15 protein-coding genes are annotated in these 18,259 nt (G+C 40.7%); 8 read left to right on the top strand and 7 right to left on the bottom strand.

The features are described 5' to 3' along the window. Positions 1–50: 50 nt before the first annotated feature. Positions 51–209, top strand: a complete 159-nt coding sequence (locus L1264_RS09400; protein ID WP_168246699.1) for a hypothetical protein — start codon at positions 51–53, stop codon at positions 207–209. After that, positions 199–792: a Fic/DOC family protein gene (locus L1264_RS09395; RefSeq protein WP_135922707.1), complete on the top strand. Its 594-nt coding sequence runs from the start codon at positions 199–201 to the stop codon at positions 790–792. Before L1264_RS09400 ends, L1264_RS09395 begins: the two co-directional genes overlap by 11 nt. A 136-nt stretch (positions 793–928) precedes the next feature. Here L1264_RS09395 and gorA read toward each other — a convergent pair whose 3' ends face one another. Further along, positions 929–2,290, bottom strand: a complete 1,362-nt coding sequence (gorA, locus tag L1264_RS09390; RefSeq protein WP_235403916.1) for a glutathione-disulfide reductase — start codon at positions 2,288–2,290, stop codon at positions 929–931. Between the two features lie 151 nt (positions 2,291–2,441). On the opposite strand from gorA, the gene prlC reads away from it, so the two are divergent. From prlC to L1264_RS09365, 5 genes are all read left to right on the top strand, one after another. Further along, positions 2,442–4,493: an oligopeptidase A gene (gene prlC / locus L1264_RS09385; RefSeq protein WP_199527310.1), complete on the top strand. Its 2,052-nt coding sequence runs from the start codon at positions 2,442–2,444 to the stop codon at positions 4,491–4,493. A 108-nt stretch (positions 4,494–4,601) separates the two neighbouring features. Then, entirely contained in the window at positions 4,602–5,780 is a 1,179-nt protein-coding gene (locus L1264_RS09380) for a response regulator (protein ID WP_199527311.1), read from the top strand. Positions 5,781–5,823: 43 nt separating this feature from the next. Then, positions 5,824–6,579, top strand: a complete 756-nt coding sequence (locus tag L1264_RS09375; RefSeq protein ID WP_138557059.1) for a class I SAM-dependent methyltransferase — start codon at positions 5,824–5,826, stop codon at positions 6,577–6,579. Between the two features lie 117 nt (positions 6,580–6,696). Next, entirely contained in the window at positions 6,697–8,622 is a 1,926-nt protein-coding gene (locus L1264_RS09370; RefSeq protein ID WP_199527312.1) for a methyl-accepting chemotaxis protein, read from the top strand. Positions 8,623–8,728: 106 nt separating this feature from the next. After that, positions 8,729–9,202 (top strand): peroxiredoxin, encoded by a 474-nt coding sequence (locus L1264_RS09365; protein ID WP_063529354.1) that lies wholly within the window; start codon positions 8,729–8,731, stop codon positions 9,200–9,202. Positions 9,203–9,287: 85 nt separating this feature from the next. On the opposite strand, the gene L1264_RS09360 is transcribed toward L1264_RS09365, so the two are convergent. Then, entirely contained in the window at positions 9,288–11,417 is a 2,130-nt protein-coding gene (locus tag L1264_RS09360; RefSeq protein WP_199527313.1) for a S8 family peptidase, read from the bottom strand. Between the two features lie 323 nt (positions 11,418–11,740). Between L1264_RS09360 and L1264_RS09355 the strand changes: the two genes are divergently transcribed. Next, entirely contained in the window at positions 11,741–12,925 is a 1,185-nt protein-coding gene (locus L1264_RS09355) for an NAD(P)/FAD-dependent oxidoreductase (RefSeq protein ID WP_199527314.1), read from the top strand. Positions 12,926–13,043: 118 nt separating this feature from the next. Here the strand turns inward: L1264_RS09355 and L1264_RS09350 are convergent, their stop codons facing one another. From L1264_RS09350 to L1264_RS09330, 5 genes are all read right to left on the bottom strand, one after another. After that, a complete protein-coding gene (locus L1264_RS09350; RefSeq protein ID WP_199527327.1) occupies positions 13,044–13,355 on the bottom strand; it encodes a hypothetical protein in 312 nt (103 codons plus the stop codon). 189 nt (positions 13,356–13,544) lie between these two features. Next, positions 13,545–15,089 carry a class I SAM-dependent DNA methyltransferase gene (locus tag L1264_RS09345; protein WP_199527328.1) on the bottom strand — a complete coding sequence of 515 codons (1,545 nt, stop codon included), beginning with the start codon at positions 15,087–15,089 and terminating at the stop codon, positions 13,545–13,547. A 29-nt stretch (positions 15,090–15,118) separates the two neighbouring features. Next, positions 15,119–15,898 (bottom strand): hypothetical protein, encoded by a 780-nt coding sequence (locus tag L1264_RS09340; RefSeq protein WP_199527329.1) that lies wholly within the window; start codon positions 15,896–15,898, stop codon positions 15,119–15,121. Beyond that, complete coding sequence (locus tag L1264_RS09335; protein ID WP_199527330.1) at positions 15,898–17,670, bottom strand: AAA family ATPase; 1,773 nt, start codon at positions 17,668–17,670, stop codon at positions 15,898–15,900. The genes L1264_RS09340 and L1264_RS09335 overlap by 1 nt, the downstream gene beginning before the upstream one ends. Beyond that, on the bottom strand, positions 17,657–18,259 hold a 603-nt coding region (locus L1264_RS09330), incomplete at its 5' end, for a restriction endonuclease subunit S (protein WP_235403915.1). The genes L1264_RS09335 and L1264_RS09330, both read right to left, overlap by 14 nt.

Raw genomic sequence — 18,259 nt, 5'->3', positions numbered from 1 at the left:
GGCAATTTTTACCTGAATAAGTTAGAATTATTAGTATCACAGGAGGGGTTATGGCTACCAAAACAGCTAAGACAAGCAATCAGCAAAAGACTAAGTTTACGCCAGATATGGATAACTTTAAGGTCAGTTTAAGCTATGAAGGTCTAACGCTGAAAACTAATAGTGAAGGCAAAAGTATTGCTGAATTGAAGCGTAAATATGCGCGATAAATACGGGGTAGCTCAAGATAAATATTGCTACCCTGCCTCTGATGTATTAATTAATCTATTAGGTATTCGAGAATCGGATATATTAGATCAAGCCGAAGCTGAGTTTACCGCTGAACGCTATAGAACCTATGACTCCCCCCAACAACCTCTCTCTAAGTTCTCACTTGAGCATTTAAAACACCTTCATCATCACTTATTCCAAGATTTATATGTGTGGGCAGGTCAAATTAGGGATGTTGACATCTCAAAGGGTAATACCCGCTTTTGTACTTGGACGCGTATTGAGCCTGAAGCTAACAAATTATTTCGAACCCTTCCGGCAATATCGAATTGTCAGAATAATGATGAACTAATTGAAAAAGTGGCAGATTTGTTTTGTGAGCTTAATTTACTTCATCCATTCCGTGAAGGTAACGGCAGAGTACTACGTTTCTTTTTTGAAGAAATGTTATATAGCATCGGCTATAAGATTTCGTGGCCTCCAATCTCTCAGCAAGAGTGGATTGATGCGAATATTGCAGGTGTTAATTTAAACCTAGATTTGCTTAAACATATTTTTAGTCAAGCTATTTCTGAGCTTTGATAGTGTACTGAAATCATTGCCAAATTTACCCAATAAAAAACCTTGTGGCAGCACCACAAGGTTTTAAAATTGACTCGCAACTCGCAACTCGCAACTCGCAACTCGCAACTCGCAACTCGCAACTCGCAACGCAAGCTTATCTCATAGTTACAAACTCTTCAGAACCCGTTGGGTGAATAGCCACAACAGCATCGAAGTCTGCTTTGGTTGCGCCCATCTTCATTGCAACTGCAAAGCCTTGGATCATTTCATCAACAGTAAAGCCAATGCCGTGTAAGCCAACAACTTTTTCGTTATCACCTGCACACACGAGCATCATATTACACGCTTGGCGGTGCTGAGTAACAGCTGTGTACATCGCTGCAAAGCTTGATTTATAAACCTTTACGTTTTCAGCACCATATTGCGAAATCGCTTCTTGCTCTGTTAAACCAATGGTACCGATTGGTGGGTGGCTGAATACCACCGTTGGTACTCGCTCGTAGTCCATTTTTAAATCATCAGGCAATTCTTTATTGAATAAGCGCTCTGATAAAATACGACCTGCTTTAACGGCTACTGGCGTAAGTTCGATACCGTTTTCGATGATATCGCCAACTGCATATACATTTTTAGCTGTGGTGTTTTGAAACTCGTCTACTTTTACATAGCCGCTTTCGTTCACTTCAACACCTGCTGCTGCAAGGTTGATCTTGTCTGTTGTTGGTGTACGGCCAATTGCCCAAATAACTTCATCGACGTTTTGGCTGTGACCATTTTCAAAGTGAATTGTTAGGCTACCGTCGTTTTCTTTAACCACTTCTTTAGGCGTGCACTCAGTGTGAAGAGTTGGGCCTTCTTTTGCCATAATATCGACAAGGGTATCAACAATGTATGGGTCAAAAGTACGTAGTGGTTTGTTTTTACGAACAAATAAATGTGTTTCTGTACCTAGGCTATGAAGAACACCCGCAATTTCAACAGCAATATAACCTGCGCCAACAACTGCAACACGTTTAGGTTGTTCATTTAGCTCAAAGAAACCGTTCGAATCAATACCAAGCTCAGCACCTGGGATATTAGGAATAGTAGGGCGACCACCAACAGCTACAAGGATATGATCAGCAGTGTATAGCTCACCGTTCACTTCAACTGTTTTACTATCAACAAATTTAGCAAAGCCATTAATAACCGTTACGCCGTTACTTGCTAAGTATTTATTGTAACCTTGGTGAATTCGGCCAATATATGCTTCGCGGCTTTCTACTAATTTAGCCCAGCTAAAGCTTTTAAGCTCAACATCAAAGCCATAGTCTGGTGCGTATGCATTAATTGCTTCAGCAACTTGTGCGCCGTGCCACATTACTTTCTTTGGAACACAACCCACGTTTACACAAGTACCACCCATGTGTTTTGCTTCAATAAGAGCGACTTTTGCGCCACGCATTGCAGCACGGTTTGCAGAGGCAATACCGCCACTACCACCACCAATAGCAATGTAATCAAAATGCTGAGCCATAGTTTGTCCTCAAAAATAGATAAATTTTTATTAATTAATCGATTTATTAATAAGTTGATAATAGCATAATAAAGACCAAGGTTAAGCCCCTTGTATTTCATCAATTCGCCCCAACTTCAAAATCATCTTCGCATAAAATTTGAGAACGAAAATGACAATTGCAGAAAATAACCCACTCATTGGTTTAGAAGGGCTTCCGCCGTTTTCTAAAATTAAACCAGCGCATGTCGTGCCAGCGTTAAAAGCAGCCATTGCTGAGTGCCGCACTAAAATAGACGAGGTACTGGCGACTAAATCGTACACATGGAATGATTTGGTACTGCCGCTAGAAGAAGCTGATGACAAGTTATCACGTTTATTTTCACCGGTATCACATATGAACTCTGTCGTTAACAACGATGAGTTACGTGAAGCTTATGAACAATGTTTGCCATTGTTATCTGAGTACTCAACCTTTGTAGGTCAGCATCAAGGTTTATATGATGCTTACAATGCACTTCATAATAGTGATGAATTTAAAACACTTACTACTGCCCAGCAAAAAACCATTACCAATGCACTGCGTGATTTTGAATTGTCGGGTATTGCTTTAAAACCTGAGCAGCAAAAGCGTTATGGCGAAATCAGTGCACGTTTATCTGAACTGGCTTCTAAGTTTGGTAACAATGTAATGGATGCCACACTCGCTTGGCAAAAGCATATTACTGATGAAAGTGAGCTTGAGGGGTTACCTGAGTCTGCGTTAGCACTTGGCGCTGATACTGCAAAAAGTAAAGAGCTAGATGGCTGGGTATTCACGTTAGATTTTCCATCTTACTTACCAATCATGACTTATGCAGATAACCGCGAGTTACGTGAAGAGTTTTATACTGCGTTTGTAACACGTGCTTCTGATCAAGGCCCCAATGCCGGTGAGTTTGATAACTCAGATATTATGACTGAAGAGCTTGCACTGCGTCATGAACTTGCTGAGTTACTTGGCTTTAACAGCTACGCTGACATGTCACTGGCGACTAAAATGGCTGAAACGCCAGAGCAAGTTTTCTCATTCTTAGAAGATTTAGCCGATAAGTCTAAACCCCAAGCTGAGCAAGAACTTGCTGAGCTAACGGCTTATGCCAAAGATAAGCACGGTGTAACTGAACTTGCTGCTTGGGACTACGCTTACTACGGCGAAAAACTTAAGCAAGAGAAATACGCGATTTCAGACGAAGTACTGCGCCCTTATTTTCCTGCCGATAAGGTATTAAGTGGCTTATTCACTACAGTAAATCGTTTATTTGGTATTAGTGTTAAAGAAGTCACTGACTTTGATACCTACCACCCAGATGTACGTTTTTTCGAAATTTACGATAGTAGTAATACTTTACGTGGTCGTTTTTATTTAGATTTATACGCTCGCGATCGCAAGCGTGGCGGCGCGTGGATGGACGACTGTATGGGTCGTAAAGTACGTGCAAACGGCGAATTACAAACCCCAGTTGCGTATTTAGTGTGTAACTTTAATAAAGCAGTTGGCGATAAGCCTGCGCTGTTCACTCATAATGAAGTGACAACCTTATTCCACGAGTTTGGTCATGGTATTCACCATATGTTGACCCAAGTTGATGCTGCGCCGGTTGCGGGTATTAATGGTGTGGCATGGGATGCAGTTGAGTTACCAAGTCAGTTCCTTGAAAACTGGTGCTACGAAGAAGAAGCGCTGAACTTTATTTCGGGTCATTACGAAACAGATGAGCCTTTACCAAAAGAGTTATTAGATAAACTCCTTGCGGCGAAGAACTTCCAATCAGGTATGCAAATGTTACGTCAGCTAGAGTTTTCGTTGTTTGATTTTACAATCCACCACGATTATAAAGCGGGTGAACCATGTAATATTCAAGCAACTTTAGATGCTGTTCGTAGCAAAACCGCGGTTGTTAAAGCGCCAGCGTTTAATCGTTTCCAACATGGCTTTAGCCATATTTTTGCGGGTGGTTATAGCGCTGGTTATTATTCGTATAAGTGGGCAGAAGTTCTGTCTGCTGATGCGTTTTCTAAATTTGAAGAAGAAGGCATTTTCAACCCTGAAACGGGAGAAGCCTTTTTGAAAAACATTTTAGAAAAAGGCGGCAGTGAAGAGCCAATGGAGCTGTTTAAAAAGTTCCGAGGGCGCGAGCCGCAAGTTGATGCATTGCTTAGACATAGTGGCATTGCAGCATAAAGAATATAAAAATATAAAAGCGCCGTAAGGCGCTTTTTTTATTAATATTTCTTCGCAAAATCACACGCTCGTACTATCCTTCTAAAAAAGAGTATATAGGAATTAAGCATGTCTAAACTGGTATTAGCCATTGATGATGATAAATACGTGCATCATGTGATCGAAGAATCGCTCGCGGGCTTTTGCACACTGCTCCATGCTAAAAATGGTGATGAAGGGTTAAGACAAGCAATAAAACATAATCCAGACATAATATTGCTCGATATAGAGATGCCCGGAAAAACTGGGTTTGAGGTTTGTAATGAGTTAAAAGCAAACCCTGAAACCAAAGATATTCCAGTGATGTTTTTGTCAGGTAAATCAGACTTACCAGACCGTGTTAAAGGGTATAACGCAGGTGCTGCTGACTACATTGTAAAACCATTTAATGCCGAAGAGCTTATGGCACGTATTCGCGTGTTATATCAGTATCGCCAACACTCGAAAAAGCTTAAAAGTGATGTTGAGCGAGCGCAGATCACTGCCGAAATTGCGATGACAGATTCAGGTGATATGGGGCGCATCATGCGTTACGTCGGGCAAAGCTATCATGCACATGATATTAAAGCCTTATCTGAGTATATGTTCGAATTTTTTAACCCCATGGAGCTCGATGTTGTTTTGGCGTTTTGGTATCAAGATGTTGGCGTGTTTTGTAGTGCTAAAGGTGGCGTATGCCCACTTGAGCAAGAGTTATTAGAACAACACCGTGAGTCAAATCGCTTTGTTGACTTTAGTCATCGCACCATCATTAACTACCCAAAAGTATCGATGCTAGTTAAAAACATGCCCTTGGATGATGCACAGCTTTATGGCCGCTACAAAGATTTGTTTCCGCATATTTTGGAAGTGACTAATGCGAAAGTGCAAGATATGGAAATAAACGAACGAGCATTGACGCAGGCAAACCAAATAGGCAATGCTTTTAACGAGCTCTCTGAACAAATGCATCAAAACAGTGACTCTCGAGAGCATGCCGTTAAACAGCTAACAGTTCAGCTTGCTGAATTGAACCAATTAGTCGAACATAATGAGCAGTTAAATAGCAGCGATGTGGCTTTGTATTTACAGCAATTGCAGCAAACTCAGCAGTTATTTTCCTCTTTAAACGACGATTTAACTCACATTAAACATCAGCTTAATCATATTATCGAATCGCGTAGTGAGTTATTGGTAAACTTACAAAAAATGGCTGAGCCTAGTCATACTGAAGATATCACTTCACAAACGGATATCGAGCTATTTTAAGCCATGCTATACTGGCGCCGAATAAAATAGCTCGGAGTTATACGTGGTAATTCATTGTCCTTTTAAAGAAATGCGTCCTTATTTAGATGCCATAGAGCAACGTTTTGGTTTAGCCAAGTGGGCTGAGCTTAATGCGGGCTTTTCGCTTCATTATGACGATCAGGGCTTGAGTTTGAAAAAAAAGGATGAGCCAAAACTTGGCGCTATCCATGTAGACTTTGTCACGGGGGCTGCCGCACATCGACGTAAGTTCGGTGGTGGTAAAGGCCAAGCTATCGCCAAAGCGGTGGGTTTAAATAAAGGAGCCACGCCAGTGGTGCTTGATGCCACCGCAGGCCTTGGCCGCGACGGCTTTGTTTTGGCATCACTTGGCTGTAAAGTCATACTACATGAGCGTCACCCTGTGGTTGCCGCGCTATTATTTGATGGCTTAGAACGCGCCTATAACGATGCAGAAATTGGCTCATGGATGAAAGAAAACATGAGCCTAGTATTTGGTTCTAGCCATACTTTATTGGCTCAGTGTAACGAAGTACCTGATGTTGTGTACTTAGATCCTATGTTTCCCCACCGAGAAAAGTCAGCCCTAGTTAAAAAAGAAATGCGGGTATTCCAAGAACTTGTTGGGGCTGATAGTGATGCCGACGATTTACTAGAGTTTGCTTATCCACTTGCAAGCAAACGAGTCGTGGTTAAGCGACCCGATTATGCGCCATTTTTGAATGACAAAACCCCTAGTATGCAAATCAAAACCAAGAAGAATCGCTTTGATGTATATGTAAAAGCAGCAATGGTTTGAGTCTAGTATTTTTGGATGTGTTTGATTTTTACGTATGGTTATTTATGGTGGTTTTTCATTAAACTGTCATAAAAGGTTAATATTCTATGCGCGTAACGTTACTTGGGAATATCGTTTATGCGCGTGTCATCATTTACTCGGCTACTAGCCGTTTTACTTACTCTTGCCAGTATTTTATTAGCTGCCACCTTGTTTTGGTCAAGCCAAACATTAATAGGAATAGAGCAGCAAGATAACGCTTATAACAAGCTTAAAAACACCATCATAATTGATTTAAAAAGTTACCTAGATGACTATTTAGAGCAAGGTGACAGCCAGTACTTAACTAAAGCCTCAGCACTGATTAGTGAGATTAAAGCACAGCAATTAGCTGGACTTCCCAATGAGTTAGCAGCAACACTGAATACGCAACTCACTGAATTAGATAAAGACATTAATGGTAAATATCGCGCTTTGGGCAAGTTGTCTGGTAACGAAATGGCTTTACTTGATAACTCGATAAGACAAATGGCCGGTTCTGCCTCATCGTTAATTGGTTATGCTAAGAAAGCAGAGCCGCAAACAGCGCTTGCACTTGAGTATTACCAACTTGCCGCTGACTATTACAGCGAAGTCACATCACTTGCTTTGTATACTTATAAGTTGGTTCTTAACTATGATCAAGATACTAAAAGCAGCCTTACGCAAACAGTTACAACACTGAACACACTCGCAGATAAAATCGACAGCCTTGATAACCTAGGTGTTATGAGTGAAGTTGAAGAAGATGCTTTGTTTTTTGGTGAAGAAGCCGAAGACTTAGCGGGTGACATTAAAGCTGAACTAAGTAGCTGGCCTAAACGTTTTCCCCGAGACTTGGCATCTACTCTTGAACAAGCTGAGCAACGTCAAACGGGTATGCAAGCATTACGCGAACAAATCGGTGCGTTATCTGTAACCGTGCTCGGTGCTGAGCAAAAGCTAAAAGACGAACAGAGCAATCTTAAACAGCAAGTATTTATCGTGTTTTGTGTCGCTATTGGCATGCTTGTAGTGTTGGCGGGTGGTGTGTATTTTGTGCAGCGTAACCAAGTGCTTAATCCACTGCGTCAATTGCGTGATGGTTTTGCCTTCTTGATTGAAAGTAATGAACTTAAAAATATTGAGAGTAAAAACCCGAAAACCGAGGTAGGCGAAATTGCCAGTTACTTTAATCAATTAATAGAGCGTCAACGTGGTGAGGCAGAAGAGCGAGCACAAATGCTTAAGGTTATTAATGACTTTATGCTAGAAATGAGCGAGCACTTACATACCATAGCCCAGCAAACCGATGCCAGCCATTCTCAGGTAGAGCAAAACCAAGATTTACTGAGCGATATTCAACATATAGGTGAGCAAGTAAATAACATTAATAGCCAAGTCGCTGATAATGCTAAACAGACTTTTAATGCGATGGAGCAGAGCCTTGGTTTTGCCGACAGTATGTTAACGGCGAGCTCTCACACAGAGCAGCGAGTTGAACAAGGCCTTGAGAGTTTAAAAGAATTATTAAAAGGGGTCGATGATGTTGGTCAAGTCATTGAAGTAATTAAAAACATTGCTGAACAAACAAACTTATTGGCGTTAAATGCGGCGATTGAATCGGCGCGTGCTGGTGAGCATGGTCGGGGTTTTGCGGTAGTCGCCGACGAAGTACGAAAGCTGGCTAGACAAACACAAGGCTCGCTTGATGATATTAACAACCAACTTAACCGCTTGAGTGAAAACTCAACTATGGTATCAGAGCAAATTAGCGCACTGGCTAATGATGCTGAGCTGCAAACTCAAAATGCTCAAGAACTTAAACGTAACTCAGAAGGCGTAGCCGGCAACGCGCAAGATGCCAATAAAGTAGCGTTTGATGCTATGGAGCTTGCTAAACAGCAAAATGCCTTACTCGAAAACTTTAGCCAATCAATGCAAAGCATGAAAGGGCAGGTAGGTGAGTCAAACTCATTAGTTAGTGATATTCAGCATCGCCTACAAGAGCAAATGCATACCATTAAAGCCAGCTTAGGTTTATAACTCTTCAAAGGGCGAGCAATGTAGTGCATTGTTTGCCTTTAAATCATGCGGTATTCAATTTTTTGGGTATATACTCTGTATTCTTATTTTCTTTCAAGGAATCACGATGATCGAACAAGGCCAAACTTTACCTGCGGCAACCCTTAGCGAATTAACCAGTGAAGGCATGCAAACTTTATCAACAGAGGCATTATTTGCTGATAAAAAAGTGGTGCTATTTGCTGTGCCAGGTGCATTTACACCAACCTGCTCAAATGCTCACTTACCAGAGTTTATTACTTTAGCTGATAAAATTACCGCAAAAGGCGTTGATGCAATTTACTGTGTATCTGTAAACGATGCATTTGTAATGAAAGCATGGGGTGAAGCTCATAATGCTGAGCACATTCGTATGCTTGCTGATGGTGATGCAAGTTTTACCAAAGCACTTGGTTTAGATAAAGACACGGCTGGTTTTGGTGGTGTACGTTCAAAGCGTTATGCGATGATTGTTGAAAACCAAACGGTAACAGGTCTGTTTGTTGAACAAGACAAAGAGTTTGTAGTAAGCCGCGCTGAAGCTGTGCTCGAAAAGCTTTAATAGCAATTCGTTTTATTGATATAAGTACAAAAAAGCCGGACGTGAGTCCGGCTAAAAGTCCCTGGGGGTAAGGGGAGATCAACTATTAAGGTTGATACTGTGCATCCAATGTCAGACCTGAGAAGGTTTTGTATGCATTTAAGCTTAAATGCCAAGTACCTGCTTGTGGGTTACTGAATGTACATGTTTCTGCGTTACCGTTTTTGTACGGACGACAGTCATAGCTTGAAGTAGTTGGTTGGCTACCAAACTTAACAAATAAATCAGCATCGCCAGAACCACCAGACGTTGTTACTGTGAAGCTTGCCATACCTGCTGGCACGTCAATCGTGTAGTGTTTCCATTGACCTGCACTTGCAGAGATATCAGTCACTGTACCACCACCAGCTTGCGGTGCACCTGTGCCAGTACCTGAAGTTGTTAAATCGCCCACTAAGCTAACACCTGAATAAGCAGAGTAGCCGTTAAGCATGACATGATAAGTACCCGCAGTTGGGTTATCGATAGAACATACTTCGTTATTACCGCCTTCATAAGGACGACAATCATAGGTTGATGTTGTTGGTGCGCTACCTGCACGAACGTAAAGGTCAGCATCACCTGTTCCACCACTCATAGTGAAAGTTACATTCGTTGCGCCTGCTGGTACTTCCATTGTGTAGAAAGTTTGGCTGCTAGCTGAACCACTTAAACCAGTGAGTGCTTGGCCATCTTCTAACACGTTACCTGTTGGTGGTGGCGGTGTTGTGCCTGATGCTGCTGCAACAGCGGCTGCCGCATCAACAATACCTGTACCACAGCTAGTACATGTTGCTGGGAATGAACGCGTTGTTGATTTTAAGATGTTTTCGATTTCATCTGGTGTTGCTGATGGTTTCGCTTGTTTAATTAGCGCCGCTACACCCGCAACATGAGGTGCCGCCATCGACGTACCTTGCGAGTAGTGGTATGAATCGCTGCTTGGGCCAGTAGAACCTGAGTTGTGTGTTGATAAAACACCTTCAGAGTCATTAGCAAAGCTTTGTGCGCCACCTGGTGCTGCAACATCGATGTTGCTACCATAGTTTGAGTAGTAAGCACGACCACCGTCACGACCTACAGATGCAACGTTTACAACGCCATTACAGTTACCTGGGTTGTAGTTCGCAGAGTTATCGTTATCGTTACCAGCAGCAATTACGATCACAGAACCGTTGTTACGAGCTTGGTTAATGGCACTTTGCGTGGTTGAGCTACATGAACCGCTACCACCTAAGCTCATGTTGATAACATCAGCAGGATTAGCATTCGCTGGTACGCCTGATACAGAACCACCTGAAGCCCAGATAATACCGTCAGCGATATCAGACGTTAAACCACCACATTTACCAAGTACACGAACAGGAACTACTTTCGCATCGTATGCAACACCAGCAACACCTTCTCCATTGTTAGTCACTGCTGCAACCGTACCAGCAACGTGAGTTCCGTGCCAACTAGAGCTTTGTGCACTGTGTGTGTAACCACATTCATTAGCGCTGATTGCATCACCCGGATCGCGTGCATCGCTATCACGACCACCGCCGTCATTTGCTACAGACAGATTAGAGATCATGTCGTAACCCGGTAAAATATTGGCATTAAGGTCAACATGCGGACGGTAACCTGTATCAAGTACCGCTACAACCACACCACTACCTGTTGCTGTGTCCCAAGCGGTAGGTAGGTTTAAACCACCCGCTTGCTCGTAGTAGTGCCATTGGTCGTTATAACGAGGGTCGTTAGGTGTTGCGAATGGCTTTAACATTTGGTCGATTTCGATGTATTCAACATTACCTGTTGCAATCATCTCTTGCATGAACTCTTGCGCTTCTTCAGCAGAAAGTTTTTTATCAGCACGCATTACGTGGTGATTACTCATCGCCATTGCACGAACATATTGGGCTTTTACTTTGCCTTTTTTACTGGTGAAGTTTTTAACAAAGCCTTGAGCCTTTTTGTTCATCATAGTTGGCGATTGTTCTGCTGCCGACATCGTCATCATTTCATCACTGTTGTTTTTATACTTAATGATGAACTGCGTACCAAAGCCGTCTTGACCTTGTAGTTTTGCTGCCGTTTCCTGCATCGATGGTGTCATAAGTTGGTTTGGAGTCGCCATTGCTGCCGTCGTCCCAAACAACGCAGTCAAGCTCAGTGCAATTGCGCACTTTTTCAAGTTGTTGTTAGTTGTCATAATGATCCCTAGATTGTTATGTTAATCTCCACGATATTTTTCGCGAAGGGGGACAAAGGTAAAATAAATGTAAATTAAGTTAAAATATCGTTTTATTATGTTTGTCTCTATTTTGGTTATAACTAAATGTATAGATGGCTAAATGGTGCTTTTTTCGTGTTTTTTTCGTTCTTTTCTAGTTAAAAAGTTTTAATTTTTAGGTTTTGAGTTTTTACTTTATTTCGTTTTTTGGTTTTATCTTTTTTGTAAAAACACCTCACAGTTAACACCTCATGTAAAATAACTTGTTATAATCAGCTAAATTTTTTTAGTGAGTATGAGTAATGACCCAAGTAGATGTAATTGTGATAGGCGCTGGCGCTGCAGGTTTGATGTGTGCTGCACAAGCAGGCTACCGTGGTCGCAATGTTACTGTGCTTGATATGGGCAAAAAGCCGGGCCGTAAAATATTAATTAGCGGCGGCGGACGTTGTAACTTCACCAATGAAAATGCAAGCCCAGACAACTACTTGTGTGGTAATCCTCACTTTGTAAAATCGTGTTTAAGCCGATACACCCAGCATGACTTTATTGAGCTGGTGGACCGTCACGGCTTGGCTTATCATCATAAAACACTGGGTCAGTTATTTTGTGATAACAGCGCGCAAGATATCGTCGATATTCTTCTAACTGAGTGCGAGTGGGCGGGGGTTAACATTACTCTGCGTAACGAAGTACTCAGCGTGACTAAAACCGATGCGGGTTATGAAGTTATTACCGAACAAGACAGCTATCAATGTGAGTCGTTAGTTGTCGCATCGGGCGGATTAACCATGCCTAAGCTTGGTGCATCGCCAATTGGTTATAAAATTGCTGAGCAATTTGGTTTAACTGTGCTGCCAACCATGGCGGCATTAGTGCCATTTACTTTGCATCAGCATGATAAAGATCGCTTTGACGGGTTATCGGGGATCAGCATTCCTTGTCTGGTTACCAGTGAAGATGGCACCCAGTTTAAAGAAAACATCTTGTTTACTCATCGCGGCCTTTCGGGCCCAGCGATTTTGCAAATCAGCTCTTTTTGGCGTGCAGGGCAAACGGTGTATATTAACTTGTTACCAGAGCTTGATTTAAAACAGCAGTTCGAAGATTGGCGTCAAAGCCAAGGTCAAAAGTCATTAAAAAATACCCTTGCGACAATTTTACCAAAACGCTTTGTTGAAATGCTGCACGACAGCAAAGCAATTCCTGATTGCAATGTAAACCAACTAACCCATGCGCAAATCGACGCGTTACATGATTACATTCACAATTGGCAAATTAAACCCAACGGCACAGAGGGTTATAGAACAGCCGAAGTAACGCTTGGCGGTGTAGACACCGACGAGTTAAGCTCAAAAACCTTTGAAGCTAAAAAATCACCGGGCCTTTATTTCATCGGCGAAGTCACCGACGTAACCGGCTGGCTAGGCGGCTACAACTTCCAATACGCCTGGAGCTGCGGCTTTGCAGCAGGGCAGTATTGTTGATTAGTTTATTAGATTCTAGATTAAGACAATTAGATTCAAACAAAGACAATCCACAGTCGAATAGAGACAAATATAGGCTGGAGTTGTTACTGTATCGGAACTGATATTACTAGAGACATTAGTGTCGATGTGATGTGGTTTTTAATGTTTCTATTTGCTCAGGGCTAAAACCATGACGAAGTAGTTCAAAATCAGAGAGTTCAACGGTAGCTTTTTTACCTTCACCGACTACTTTGTAGGTACTGCCACTTGCTGTTTTTAGCAGGTTTTTCTTAGGCTTTATTTCAACCAACTTTGAGGTGCAAATATAGTCACCCTTGCCAAACCTAAAAGATTTATCTTCAACACAGATGCCCCACAAAACTTGACCGATTCGGTGCCCATCGTCTTCAACGGCCACGATTTGCCAATCGCAAACTATAGTATCCATAAGTCACCTCTACTCTATACATAGTAAAGTTCGATAGTAGGAAAATTGTGGTTAAAAACATACTAAATGCGTGGATCTAATCCTGACTTTTTAACCATCAATATGAAGGTTAAACAAGGCAACATCACTATTGTTAATGTTAACAGAGGACTGTAACCAGATATAAGATAACTGGCTACAGGATAAACATTATTTTTCAACGCTAGAAGGCAACCCTGCTGCTACATCTTTAAAAGCCGCTAAAGCAGCTTCTAAGTGGTCGATGATTTCTTGCTGCAAAACATCAGGTGGTGGCAGGTTATCTAAATTATCTAAGCTGTCATCTTTTAGCCAGAATATATCCAAGCTCGCTTTGTCTCGATTGATTAGCTCATCATAACTGTAGTATTTGAACCTCTCAGTCTCTTGACGTTCATGACGGTTTTCAGGGTTGTAACACTTAATGAAGTCTTTTAAGTCATTCAGTGTCATTGGTCGTTGTTTTAGTGTGAAATGTTTATTAGTCCTTAGGTCGTAAAACCAAATACCTTTGGTATGAACTTTTTCATCACGGGCAGCATTGTCAAAAAACACAACATTCGCTTTCACACCATTAGCGTAAAAGATACCTGTTGGCAATCTTAAGATGGTATGTACATCGCAGTTATTTAACCACTTTCTACGAATACGCTCACCAGCACCACCTTCAAACAATACGTTATCAGGTAATACAACAGCGGCTTTACCAGTATCTTTTAAGCTTGAAACAATATGCTGTAAGAAGTTTAACTGTTTGTTGGTAGTGGTTGCCCAAAAATCTTGGCGCTCATAAGTTAGTGCATCTTTATCTTCACCGCCTTCAGCATTGGTGATAGTTACACTGCTCTTTTTTCCGAAAGGTGGATTCGCCAGAACATAATCAACCTTATTTTCACCAGTTATTGGTGTTAATAATGCGTCTGCTCTTTCAACTTCAGGTTGCCCATCAATACTACCAATATTATGTAAAAACAAGTTCATTAAGCACATACGTCTTGTTGAAGGGACAATCTCGTTACCTCTAAATGTTTTGTCTCTTAACGATTGTGCTTGTGCCTTATTGAGCTTCAACTTTGGAACAATGGATTCATCATGCTTCGATGGATTCCAATGATTCATTTCTTTTTGAATCCACTGCGGATCACCATAAGCAATCCAATCACTGGCACTTAAAAAGAAGCCACCTGTTCCGCAAGCAGGATCTGAAATGGTTTTCTCTGGTTCTGGCTGAACACACGCTAATATAGCATCAATTAACGGTCTAGGCGTGAAGTATTGTCCCGCGCCACTTTTCGTATCTTCCGCGTTTTTTTGCAGAAGCCCTTCATATAAATCACCTTTTGCATCAGCATCTAAACTTATCCAGTTTTCGTTATCAATCATGGTAACAATGCGAGATAGCTTTGCAGGGTCAGGGATTTTATTTTCAGCTTTATAGAAGATAGCGCCTAACATGCCGCCAGCTTTTGCGAGATTTTTTAAAATCTTTCTATACTGTTCTTCTAGCTTTTCACCCGTTAACCCACTTAAAGATTCCCAGTTATACTCTGTTGGAACTTTAGTGTCTCTGTCGTAAGGTGGTTGCGCATACTCATGCGCCATTTTTAAAAATAATAGATAGGTTAACTGTTCTAAGTAGTCGCCATAACCAACACCATCATCACGTAATGTATGACAGTAATTCCAAACTTTTTGTACTAACGCAGGAGCGTTCATACTAATTTCCTCTAATTCGTTCTGTCAGGTTAAAGTAAGTTATCAACCCAATCTTTATCTCTATGCAGGCTTATCATTGCTCGGAAAAAACTTGAGTACTCAGTTTCTACCGGAGATAATTTTTTCTCTAATTGCCTAATAACTCTTGGATTATTACCCACTAGTTCAATTAATTCTTGAATAGGCTCCCATAAATCTCTTTTCTTTTTGGGCACCCCATATTGGTTTAGCCCTAAGACTTTAACTGTATATCCAGCTCTCACGTATTCATCACTATCATCAGGATAAACAGGTGCAACTTCTCCATTCTTTAAATGAGCTAAAAGCTCCGTATCACCTTCAATACAGGGATCTAAAAGCTTAGGGGATTCTACATTGGTGCATAACGGGTTATTTTTACGCTGACTCTCATCTAGTAAGGCAAACTCATTATGCTTACCATATGTAATATCACTGTCTTTTTCTGGGCGATTGCATCGTTGGCAACTATAGCGATAGTTTTCCCATTCGTAAGCTAGCCAGTAATAGCCATCATGGTTAGCAAGTTTATTTCTCTCACAAGTTACCCCTGCTTTAGGTCTAAAATGATCTACATCAGCAGTAGCTCTTTCTGAGCTTGCTTCACAATACCAACACTTTCCATCACTCAGCTCAGACAGCCAATTTTTTAAAAGGCCCCATGTGTTGGTCTTTTTGATATATTCTTTTTTTGCCTTAACAGTTAATTTTTCATCGACTTTATTTTTGCGATTATTCAGTGCTGTTTGCTTTCTGCGAGGTATAGGCCCAACTAATTCAATATACCTCATTAACCTTCATCCTCATTTAAAGACTCTAGGAGACTTTGGACAAGTACCCCTAAAGCCTTTTCTCTGTTTTCTTTTGTAAGAATTGGGCTATCAAACTCTTTATCTGATGATTTAGATAACTCGAATCTCGCTCTGGTAAATTCACGCTCAATTCTGTCATCTGATGCAAAATTAAAATCTAATTTTTCTATTCGTTCTCGAAGAATTCTCAATTCATTTTTCTCTTCTTCAGTTAATTTTCCTGATTTGGTCGAAAGTTTATGTAATTTGAGTAAATCTTCAGTTGTTGACCTATCTAGACTTGAGCCTAAGCCAAACAAATCACTGGTAATCACCCCGCTATAGCCCATACCTTTGGGGTCTTTTTCTGGTGGGAGAGATACGATTTCTCTACTTTCACCTTTATGATGCAGTATTCGGACTTGCTTTCGATTTAACTCTGCTACCGCAATTGGATTATGTGTCGTTAGGATGATGTGAGAAGAAGAATCTTCCGAGTTGGCGCTATTTACAAACTCTCTTAAATAGTTAATATATTTGACATTCCATTTTGGATTTAGATGGGTATCAGGTTCATCTAGCAAAAATAAACTTTCCTTCTCCGCTGTAAACCTAACTAACCCCAGCACAGTCAATAGTTGCTGTTCTCCTTCACTTAACTCTTTAAAGGTAACTGTTCCATCATTTTTCTGTAATTTAACTCTAATACGCACATCATCAATTAACTCAGACACATAAGTGCTTTCCAGCTCATTAAAAAATTCACGCCCTGTTTGTGAATTTCTTAGTTTGCTTAATGCATCAATGTCTTTTACAAATAAGTATACGAATTCTGTTTCATTACCTTTTTTCGCCCATAACGTGCTTTTAACGTCTCTAGTCGTTTTAATTGGTGCTAAAGAAATATCCAGCAGGCGATTTAAAAACTTTCTAACCTTTCCCTCTGCCCCCCAAAAAATATCTGGCTTAAACTCTATTCCTTTCTTTTTTGCTTCAAGTTTAAGGCGAGGGTTTCGATCCCAAGGTGGTTGTTTTAATACAAATAAAACTGAGTCAAAGCCATTGTCCGGATCAATTCCAATTTCAGTCTCTAAGAATTTTTTGATAACTAAATCAGACTTGCTTTTATCTGTTTCCATAAAAGCTAATAATACAAACTGGCTGTGTTCAGGCAGCGCATAAAATAGTTTTCTAAGCTCTAATTCTTTGTCACTTTTATTATTACGTAAAGCATCATCATGCCTTTTCAAGTAAGGTTCAAAAGCAGATCGCATTCGGTCACTATTGCCGGAGTAATAGCCAAAAATAAACTGAGGTAAAAACTCATTTTCTTTTTTCCTAAATGCTGAATATTTAATGTCAGATGCTTTAATTTCAGCTTCATCTATATCTTCAATTAATTTTAATTGAGTTTCTGCCTTCTCTTCTTTACTTAGCTCAATATACTTTACGTTGTAAACCTCGTTTTCGGTCTTATCTGGGTCCCCTGTGATGGTAATTACTTTCTCGTTGCAGGAGTATGTTAACTTGTAAAAGAAGTTTAACTGTGGCTTTCTTGAGGGCATATTAGCGTCCATTGCTAACTCACAAAATAAATGTGTAATGGCTTCCAACACATTTGATTTACCAGTGCCATTCTTACCGATAACAACAGTAATCCACTCTCCCTGATCAAAATCTACGGTAACATTTTTTAGGTTGTTATAGCGGTGGTTATCAATAGCGCCTTTAGGCTCCTTAGCACTACCAATAGTTAGCTTATGAAGCCTCATTGCGCACAATCCTTAACTTATCAGTTTTACTAACCTTTTTAACTTCAACTTGGTTTGAATTTAACAGTTCACGAAGCTCCAAATAGAGCTTTTCAATATCATCTGATGTGGTATTTTTTGTAACACCACACTTTTCGAATGCTTCTTGAGCATCAATCCATTTATCTTCTGCGGTTAAAATTTCTAATAAGGTGTCCATTACTTTAGCTTTTTTTTTAGGTTGACGTGTTTTTTTAGGCTTAACTTTTGAAGCCAGCTCTTCTCTTTCTTTGGAAATTTTTTCTAACAGCAAAGATGCAGGTTCGTCATTCTCATCCTGAGGAACAAGCTCCCCTGAGAATGCACTTTTTAAAATGTTTTTACGTTGAGCGTTGGATTGCTTTAAACCAAGCTTTACAGATGCTTGCTGCCTTTTAACGCTTTCCAGCTCATTATTAAGATTTTCTGCAATAGTTATTTGCTCTTTTATAGGGGGGAGCGGAATAACTTCTTTAGAAAGAATTTCTAGGTTTATATTTTTTTGTGCAGTAGCTGGAGCTTCATCATTGAGCTTACTTTTTAAAATCCTAAAGTAGTATTCAACATACTC

Origin of the sequence: Pseudoalteromonas sp. APAL1 (assembly GCF_021532475.1) — a bacterium.
In the GTDB taxonomy this organism is placed as follows: domain Bacteria; phylum Pseudomonadota; class Gammaproteobacteria; order Enterobacterales; family Alteromonadaceae; genus Pseudoalteromonas; species Pseudoalteromonas lipolytica_C.
This window is presented reverse-complemented; position numbering and strand designations above follow the sequence as displayed.

Coding starts and splice junctions, on each gene's coding strand:
- L1264_RS09355 (WP_199527314.1), top strand. CDS start 11,741: ATGACCCAAGTAGATGTAATTGTGATAGGCGCTGGCGCTGCAGGTTTG.
- gorA (WP_235403916.1), bottom strand. CDS start 2,290: ATGGCTCAGCATTTTGATTACATTGCTATTGGTGGTGGTAGTGGCGGT.
- L1264_RS09345 (WP_199527328.1), bottom strand. CDS start 15,089: ATGAACGCTCCTGCGTTAGTACAAAAAGTTTGGAATTACTGTCATACA.
- L1264_RS09400 (WP_168246699.1), top strand. CDS start 51: ATGGCTACCAAAACAGCTAAGACAAGCAATCAGCAAAAGACTAAGTTT.
- L1264_RS09370 (WP_199527312.1), top strand. CDS start 6,697: ATGCGCGTGTCATCATTTACTCGGCTACTAGCCGTTTTACTTACTCTT.
- prlC (WP_199527310.1), top strand. CDS start 2,442: ATGACAATTGCAGAAAATAACCCACTCATTGGTTTAGAAGGGCTTCCG.
- L1264_RS09395 (WP_135922707.1), top strand. CDS start 199: ATGCGCGATAAATACGGGGTAGCTCAAGATAAATATTGCTACCCTGCC.
- L1264_RS09380 (WP_199527311.1), top strand. CDS start 4,602: ATGTCTAAACTGGTATTAGCCATTGATGATGATAAATACGTGCATCAT.
- L1264_RS09350 (WP_199527327.1), bottom strand. CDS start 13,355: ATGGATACTATAGTTTGCGATTGGCAAATCGTGGCCGTTGAAGACGAT.
- L1264_RS09365 (WP_063529354.1), top strand. CDS start 8,729: ATGATCGAACAAGGCCAAACTTTACCTGCGGCAACCCTTAGCGAATTA.
- L1264_RS09340 (WP_199527329.1), bottom strand. CDS start 15,898: ATGAGGTATATTGAATTAGTTGGGCCTATACCTCGCAGAAAGCAAACA.
- L1264_RS09360 (WP_199527313.1), bottom strand. CDS start 11,417: ATGACAACTAACAACAACTTGAAAAAGTGCGCAATTGCACTGAGCTTG.
- L1264_RS09335 (WP_199527330.1), bottom strand. CDS start 17,670: ATGAGGCTTCATAAGCTAACTATTGGTAGTGCTAAGGAGCCTAAAGGC.